This window comes from Enterobacter sp. SECR19-1250 (genome assembly GCF_013391025.1).
GTDB classification, from domain to species: Bacteria; Pseudomonadota; Gammaproteobacteria; order Enterobacterales; family Enterobacteriaceae; genus Enterobacter; species Enterobacter cloacae.
Genome location: NZ_JACASJ010000006.1, coordinates 82,784 through 90,379, shown reverse-complemented (window position 1 = coordinate 90,379; position 7,596 = coordinate 82,784). Strand labels below are relative to the sequence as shown.

Annotated in this window: 5 protein-coding genes; 1 reads left to right on the top strand and 4 read right to left on the bottom strand. The window is 54.1% G+C overall.

Features of this window, described 5'->3' with window-relative positions; all coding sequences use genetic code 11:
* Nucleotides 1-59: 59 nt before the first annotated feature.
* Nucleotides 60-1,169 carry an SDR family oxidoreductase gene (locus HX884_RS03095; RefSeq protein ID WP_178327637.1) on the top strand — a complete coding sequence of 370 codons (1,110 nt, stop codon included), beginning with the start codon at nt 60-62 and terminating at the stop codon, nt 1,167-1,169.
* Between the two features lie 53 nt (nt 1,170-1,222).
* Here the strand turns inward: HX884_RS03095 and eno are convergent, their stop codons facing one another.
* The 4 genes from eno to relA all read right to left on the bottom strand — a co-directional run bounded on the left by eno (nt 1,223) and on the right by relA (nt 7,553).
* Nucleotides 1,223-2,521 (bottom strand): phosphopyruvate hydratase, encoded by a 1,299-nt coding sequence (gene eno / locus HX884_RS03090; protein ID WP_013098515.1) that lies wholly within the window; start codon nt 2,519-2,521, stop codon nt 1,223-1,225.
* An 81-nt stretch (nt 2,522-2,602) separates the two neighbouring features.
* Nucleotides 2,603-4,240 (bottom strand): glutamine hydrolyzing CTP synthase, encoded by a 1,638-nt coding sequence (gene pyrG / locus HX884_RS03085; RefSeq protein WP_013098516.1) that lies wholly within the window; start codon nt 4,238-4,240, stop codon nt 2,603-2,605.
* A 223-nt stretch (nt 4,241-4,463) separates the two neighbouring features.
* Nucleotides 4,464-5,255: a nucleoside triphosphate pyrophosphohydrolase gene (gene mazG / locus HX884_RS03080; RefSeq protein WP_047351676.1), complete on the bottom strand. Its 792-nt coding sequence runs from the start codon at nt 5,253-5,255 to the stop codon at nt 4,464-4,466.
* Nucleotides 5,256-5,321: 66 nt separating this feature from the next.
* On the bottom strand, nt 5,322-7,553 hold the full coding sequence (gene relA, locus HX884_RS03075; protein ID WP_013098518.1) for a GTP diphosphokinase: 2,232 nt from the start codon (nt 7,551-7,553) through the stop codon (nt 5,322-5,324).
* Nucleotides 7,554-7,596: the final 43 nt, after the last annotated feature.

Below are 7,596 nucleotides of genomic sequence, written 5' to 3'. Positions count from 1 at the left end.
TTACTCGGTAGACTCTATGAGGTAGTTTATTCCTAAATTAGCTGCGGAATGTCGGATAGATTAATATGTTATTTATTACAGGCGTGACTGGTTTTCTGGGCGGTGCAGTACTTGAAAAAATACTTACCAGTAATAGTTCAGTAAAATTACTGCTGCTTGCGCGCGCCAGTGACCCGCGACAGGGGCTGGAACGCGTGCGGGACAACATGCGTAAATTCAAGGTTTCAGAGGAGACGCTGGCCGCGTTGAGCGAGGAGAATATCCTTATTGGCTATCTCAGCCAGCCGGAGGGCTTCCTGAACGACCCGCGTCTGGAACAGGTGACGCATGTTCTTAACTGCGCGGCCGTCGCGTCATTTGGTAACAATCCGCTGATCTGGAAAGTGAATGTGGAGGGGACGCTGGCGTTCGCCAGACGCATGAATCAGGTTGTCGGTTTACAGCGCTTTCTGCATGTGGGAACAGCCATGTCGTGCACGCCGGAGCAGGATTCGCTGGTCGCCGAAAGCGCGGAGTTCAGAGAGAACGCTGAGCATCTGGTGGAATATACGTATTCGAAATCCACCATTGAACAACTGATGCGCCAGCACTGCCCCAACCTGCCGCTGCTCATCGCCCGTCCGTCCATCGTGGTCGGCCATACCCGTCATGGCTGTACGCCGTCGAGCAGTATTTTCTGGGTCTTCAGCATGGGGCTAATGCTGCAAAAATTCATGTGCTCAATGGAAGACAAAATAGATGTCGTCCCGGTGGATTACTGCGCCGATGCACTGCTGATGCTGCTTAACAGCGCTGCGCAGCCGGGAGAAGTGGTACATATTTCTGCCGGAGAAGAGAACAGCGTGCGCTTTGCAGATATTGATAATGCGATGGCACAGGCGCTGGAGAAAGCCCCGGTCGGTGATAAGTATGCCCAGGTAAGTTACGAAACGCTGGTCAGAATGCGCCGTGAGCTGAAGGATATTTTTGGCCCCTGCAACGAACGGCTGATGCTGAGAGCAATGCGCTTGTACGGGGCCTTTGCCACGCTGAATGTACGTTTCAGCAACGACAAGCTGCTCAGTATGGGCATGCCTAAACCGCCGCGTTTTACGGACTATATTGCCCGCTGCGTACAAACTACCCGGGGGCTGAGCATCCCGGAGCAAATGGCGGTTGATTTCAAATAACCAAAAAAAATGCCAGTCTTTCGACTGGCATTTTCATTTTAAGGGTTAAGCAATTATGCCTGGCCTTTGATCTCTTTACGACCGTTGTAAGGTGCTTTTTCGCCCAGCGCTTCTTCGATACGAATCAGCTGGTTGTATTTAGCAACACGGTCAGAACGGCTCATAGAACCGGTTTTGATCTGGCCAGCAGCGGTACCAACAGCCAGGTCAGCGATGGTAGCGTCTTCAGTTTCGCCAGAACGGTGAGAGATAACAGCGGTGTAGCCAGCGTCTTTCGCCATTTTGATCGCAGCCAGAGTTTCGGTCAGAGAACCGATCTGGTTGAATTTGATCAGGATGGAGTTAACGATGCCTTTCTCGATGCCTTCTTTCAGGATCTTGGTGTTGGTTACGAACAGATCGTCACCAACCAGCTGGATTTTGTCGCCCAGTACTTTAGTCTGGTATGCGAAACCATCCCAGTCAGACTCGTCCAGACCGTCTTCGATAGAAACGATTGGGTACTGTTTGGTCAGGTCTTCCAGGAAGTGAGTGAACTCTTCAGAGGTGAACGCTTTGTTGCCTTCGCCAGCCAGAACGTATTTACCGTCTTTGTAGAATTCAGATGCTGCGCAGTCCATCGCCAGAGTGATGTCTTTGCCCAGCTCATAGCCAGCGGCTTTTACTGCTTCAGCGATAACAGCCAGTGCTTCTGCGTTAGAACCCAGGTTTGGCGCGTAGCCACCTTCGTCACCCACAGCCGTGTTCATACCTTTTGCTTTCAGAACTTTAGCCAGGTTGTGGAACACTTCAGAACCCATACGTACTGCTTCTTTCAGGGTTTTCGCGCCAACTGGCTGAATCATGAATTCCTGAATATCAACGTTGTTGTCTGCGTGCTCACCACCGTTGATGATGTTCATCATTGGTACAGGCATGGAGTATTTGCCTGGGGTGCCGTTCAGTTCAGCGATGTGCTCGAACAGTGGCATACCTTTCGCTGCCGCAGCGGCTTTGGCGTTCGCCAGGGAAACCGCCAGGATTGCGTTCGCACCGAAGTTAGATTTGTTTTCAGTACCGTCCAGATCGATCATGATCTTGTCGATGCCAGCCTGGTCTTTAGCGTCTTTGCCAATGATTGCCTGAGCAATAGGACCGTTTACAGCGCCAACAGCTTTCAGTACGCCTTTGCCCATGAAACGGGATTTGTCGCCATCGCGCAGTTCCAGCGCTTCGCGGGAACCAGTAGAAGCACCTGATGGAGCAGCTGCCATACCGACGAAACCACCTTCCAGATGAACTTCGGCTTCAACGGTCGGGTTACCACGGGAGTCGATGATTTCACGACCGATGACTTTAACGATTTTGGACATTAGATTTTCCTCAGTACAAGTTAAACTAAAACTCCAGACAAACAACGCGTACCGGGGGTACGCGTTGCCGTTCTAACTTTTTTACTTCGCCTGACGCTTCTGATACTCGCTGGCGGCTTTCACGAAACCTGCGAACAGCGGATGCCCGTCACGTGGCGTTGAAGTAAATTCCGGGTGGAATTGGCAGGCGACAAACCACGGGTGGTTTGGCACTTCGATGATCTCGACTAACTGATCATCCCCGGAGCGGCCCGCAACACGCAGACCCGCAGCTTCAATTTGTTTCAACAACATGTTGTTGACTTCATAGCGGTGACGATGACGCTCGGTGATGACCGGTTCGCCATACAGCTTACGAACCACGCTATCGTCAGACAGCTGGCAGGCCTGTGCGCCAAGACGCATAGTGCCACCCAGATCGCTCTTCTCGGTACGGACTTCGACGTTACCGTCTTCGTCGCGCCATTCAGTGATAAGCGCCACTACAGGGTACTTACAGTCTGGCACAAATTCCGTAGAGTTCGCGTTTTCCATTCCCGCTACGTTGCGCGCAAATTCGATCAGCGCAACCTGCATACCCAGGCAGATGCCGAGGTATGGAATATTGTTTTCACGCGCATAGCGTGCAGTGGCGATCTTGCCTTCTACACCACGGTAGCCGAAGCCGCCAGGGATGAGAATCGCATCCAGATCTTTCAGAATTTCGACGCCACGTGTTTCAACATCCTGCGAATCAATCAGCTTGATGTTCACGGAGACGCGGTTCTTCAGACCACCGTGTTTCAGCGCTTCGATAACGGACTTATAGGCATCCGGCAGTTCGATGTACTTGCCGACCATACCAATAGTCACTTCACCAGCCGGATTGGCTTCTTCATAAATAACCTGTTCCCATTCAGACAGGTTAGCTTCCGGACAGTTCAAGCTGAATCGTTTACAAATATAATCGTCCAGGCCCTGTGATTTCAACAGGCCCGGGATTTTATAAATGGAATCGACATCTTTCATTGAAATAACGGCTTTTTCAGGCACGTTACAGAACAATGCAATTTTCGCACGTTCGTTCGCCGGAACCGCGCGATCGGAGCGGCAAACCAGAATGTCAGGCTGAATACCAATGGAGAGCAGCTCTTTCACGGAGTGCTGAGTCGGTTTGGTTTTCACTTCACCTGCGGCTGCCATGTAAGGCACCAGCGTCAGGTGCATGAACAGCGCGTGTTCACGACCGATATCAACCGCCAGCTGGCGAATCGCTTCCAGGAACGGCAGGGATTCGATATCACCCACGGTACCGCCGATTTCAACCAGCACCACGTCGTGGCCTTCGCCACCCGCAATGATGCGTTCTTTGATAGCGTTAGTGATGTGCGGGATAACCTGTACGGTTGCACCCAGATAATCACCACGGCGTTCTTTACGCAGAACGTCGGAGTAGATACGGCCAGTCGTGAAGTTATTACGACGGGTCATTTTGGTGCGAATGAAACGCTCGTAGTGGCCAAGATCCAGATCGGTTTCAGCGCCGTCTTCAGTAACGAACACTTCCCCGTGTTGGATTGGGCTCATGGTGCCAGGATCGACGTTGATGTACGGATCCAGTTTCATCATGGTCACATTGAGGCCACGGGCTTCAAGAATGGCTGCGAGGGAGGCTGCGGCAATGCCTTTACCCAGAGAGGATACGACCCCGCCGGTCACAAAAATATAGTTCGTTGTCATGCTGAACCTGAGAAGTTAGGGTGAAACGATGGAATAACCAGGACGGGAAAGTAGTATACCCGAACACGGCGAGCGCCACAAACTTTCATTCTCCGTCTCCATTCCAGGCCATGACAAACATAAGGAGTGAGAAAATAGCCCCTTTTGGGTAAATGTTTTTGACGCAAATCAAGCGCTTGTCATTTAAAAAATCACACAAATTGCACTTGATCGCAAAATTCCGTTAGAGATCAGATTCCTGGCGTTTTACTTCCTGCCAGACTTCTTCCATCACATCGAGGTCAATTCCGGTCATTTCCAGGCCGCGCGAGGCCACAATGCGCTCGACTTCGCGAAAGCGTCGTTCGAACTTAAGGTTGGCTTTTTGCAGGGCCGTTTCCGCTTTTACACCCAGGTGGCGCGAAAGGTTGACGGCGGCGAACAGCAAATCGCCCATCTCTTCTTCAAGCTTTGCTTCATCCACCACGGCCTGCTGCGCTTCGTGCATCACTTCGTCGATTTCTTCATGGACTTTGTCCAGTACCGGGCCAAGCGAGTGCCAGTCAAACCCTACTGCCGAGCAGCGTTTTTGGATCTTATGGGCACGCATCAGGGCGGGCAGACCCAGCGGGATGTCATCCAGCGCGGAGTGTTGGGATTTTTCAGCCCGCTCGGCGCTTTTAATCTGCTCCCAGCGCGCCAGCACTTCCGCGCTGTTGCCCGCCGTGGCATCGCCAAAGATATGCGGATGGCGGCGCTCAAGCTTGTCGCTAATGGCGGCGCAGATATCGTTAAAATTAAAACGTCCCTCTTCCTGCGCCATCTGCGCATAGAACACCACCTGGAACAGCAGGTCACCGAGTTCGCCGCGTAGGTCGTCAAAGTCCTCACGTGAAATGGCGTCCAGTACTTCATAGGTCTCTTCGAGGGTGTACGGGGCGATAGTCGCGAAAGTCTGCTCTTTATCCCACGGGCAGCCGTTTTCCGGGTCGCGCAGGCGTTTCATGATGCCGAGCAGGCGGTCGATTTGAGTCATAGTTCTGTCCTGATGAAAAAATGCCGGGTGGCAGCGTTGCCTTACCCGGCTTACAGAAGAGGATGTTTAACCGCCGTGGAGACGACGCGCGTCAATCACATCCGGGACCTGGTTCAGTTTGCCAAGCACGCGGCCCAGCACCTGCAGGTTGTAGATTTCGATGGTCATATCGATGGTGGCAAGCTGCTCGCGGGTATCGCTGCGGCTGGCAACGCCCAGCACGTTGACCTTCTCATTGGCAAGAATGGTCGTAATGTCGCGCAGCAGTCCACTGCGATCGTTGGCGGTGACGCGCACCACCAGCGAGTAGCCGGCAGAGTAGCTTTCACCCCAGACGGCTTCAACGATGCGTTCCGGCGCATGCGACTGCAGCTCAGCAAGCTGGTCACAGTCTGAGCGGTGAATCGAAATCCCGCGCCCCTGGGTGATAAAGCCGACGATGTCGTCCCCCGGGATAGGCTGGCAGCAGCGGGCGATGTGGTGCATCAGATTGCCGACGCCTTCCACCACCACGCGGCCATTGTCTTTGCTGCGCTGCTGCGGGGCGTAGGTTTTCTGCTGCAACTGTTTCAGCGCCGCCGCATCCTGCTCTGCCGCACTTGGCTTGTTGAACTGCGCCTGCAGGAAATTCACCATCTGGTTGAGACGAATATCGCCGCCGCCAATGGCCGCTAACAGCTCATCGAGCTCATTAAAGTTGTAACGCGGCAGCAGGAACTTCTCCGCCTCTTTCAGGCTGATGCCTATATGCTCCAGCTCGTCATCCAGGATCTGGCGACCGGCAAGGATGTTCTTGTCACGATCCTGTTTACGGAACCAGGCGTGAATTTTGGAGCGTCCGCGGCTGGTGGTGACATACCCCAGGTTCGGGTTCAGCCAGTCACGGCTCGGGTTTGGCTGCTTCTGGGTGATGATTTCAATCTGATCGCCCATCTGCAGCTGGTAGGTAAACGGCACAATGCGCCCGCCGATTTTCGCACCAATGCAGCGGTGCCCGACATCGCTGTGGATGTGATAGGCAAAGTCGAGCGGCGTTGACCCGGCAGGCAGGTCGACAACGTCCCCTTTCGGCGTAAAGACGTACACCCGGTCGTCGAAGACCTGGCTGCGCACTTCGTCGAGCATCTCGCCGGAGTCGGCCATCTCTTCCTGCCACGCAATCAGCTTACGCAGCCAGGCAATGCGGTCTTCGTGACCGGTGCGCGCTCCGCCCGAGGTGCCCTCTTTGTATTTCCAGTGCGCGGCGACACCCAGCTCGGCGTCTTCGTGCATCTGTTTGGTACGGATCTGAATTTCAACCGTTTTACCGCCGGGGCCCAGCACCACGGTATGAATAGACTGGTAGCCGTTAGGTTTCGGGTTGGCGACATAGTCATCGAACTCATCCGGCAGATGGCGGAAGTGCGTGTGCACGATCCCCAGTGCGGCGTAACAGTCCTGCAGACGCTCCGCCACAATACGCACGGCACGCACGTCGAACAGCTCGTCAAAGGCGAGGTGTTTCTTCTGCATTTTGCGCCAGATGCTGTAGATATGCTTTGGCCGACCGTACACTTCGGCGCGGACGTTCTCTTCCTTCATCGACTGGCGCAACCCGCTGACAAATTCTTCAATATAGTGTTCGCGGTCGATACGGCGTTCATGCAGCAGTTTCGCAATGCGCTTATATTCCGCCGGGTGCAGGTAACGGAAGCAGTAGTCTTCCAGCTCCCATTTGAGCTGACCAATGCCTAAGCGGTTCGCCAGCGGCGCATAGATGTTTGTACACTCTTTGGCGGCGAGTACGCGCTCATCTTCCGGCGCGTCCTTCACTTCACGCAGGTGGGCGATACGCTCGGCAAGCTTGATCACCACGCAGCGGAAATCATCCACCATGGCCAGCAGCATCCGGCGAACGTTATCGACCTGTTCAGAGGAGACGGAATCGGTGTGCGCGGCTTTGAGCTGACGAATGGCCGCCATATCGCGGACACCGTGGATCAGCGCCACGACCGATTTTCCGACGCTTTCACGCAGCACGTCTTCCGTGACGACATCCGCATCGGCAAGCGGGAACAGAAGCGCGGCCTGCAGCGTTTCGATATCCATATTGAGCATGGATAAGATTTCGACCATCTCCACGCCGCGCCACAGCAGCAGCTCGGCGTCCGGATGCCCCAGCGTGGTGCGCTGACAATAGGCCCAGGTTTCGGTTAAGCGTTCACACGACTGCTGGCTGGAAATTCCCAGACTTGCGATCCATTTTTGAGGGTCAAACTCACCAGCTTTATTAAGATGTGCACTTCTTACCGCAACCATCGTCCTCTCCTTTAGGGACCAGGGCCTGTCGAAGTCGACAAGC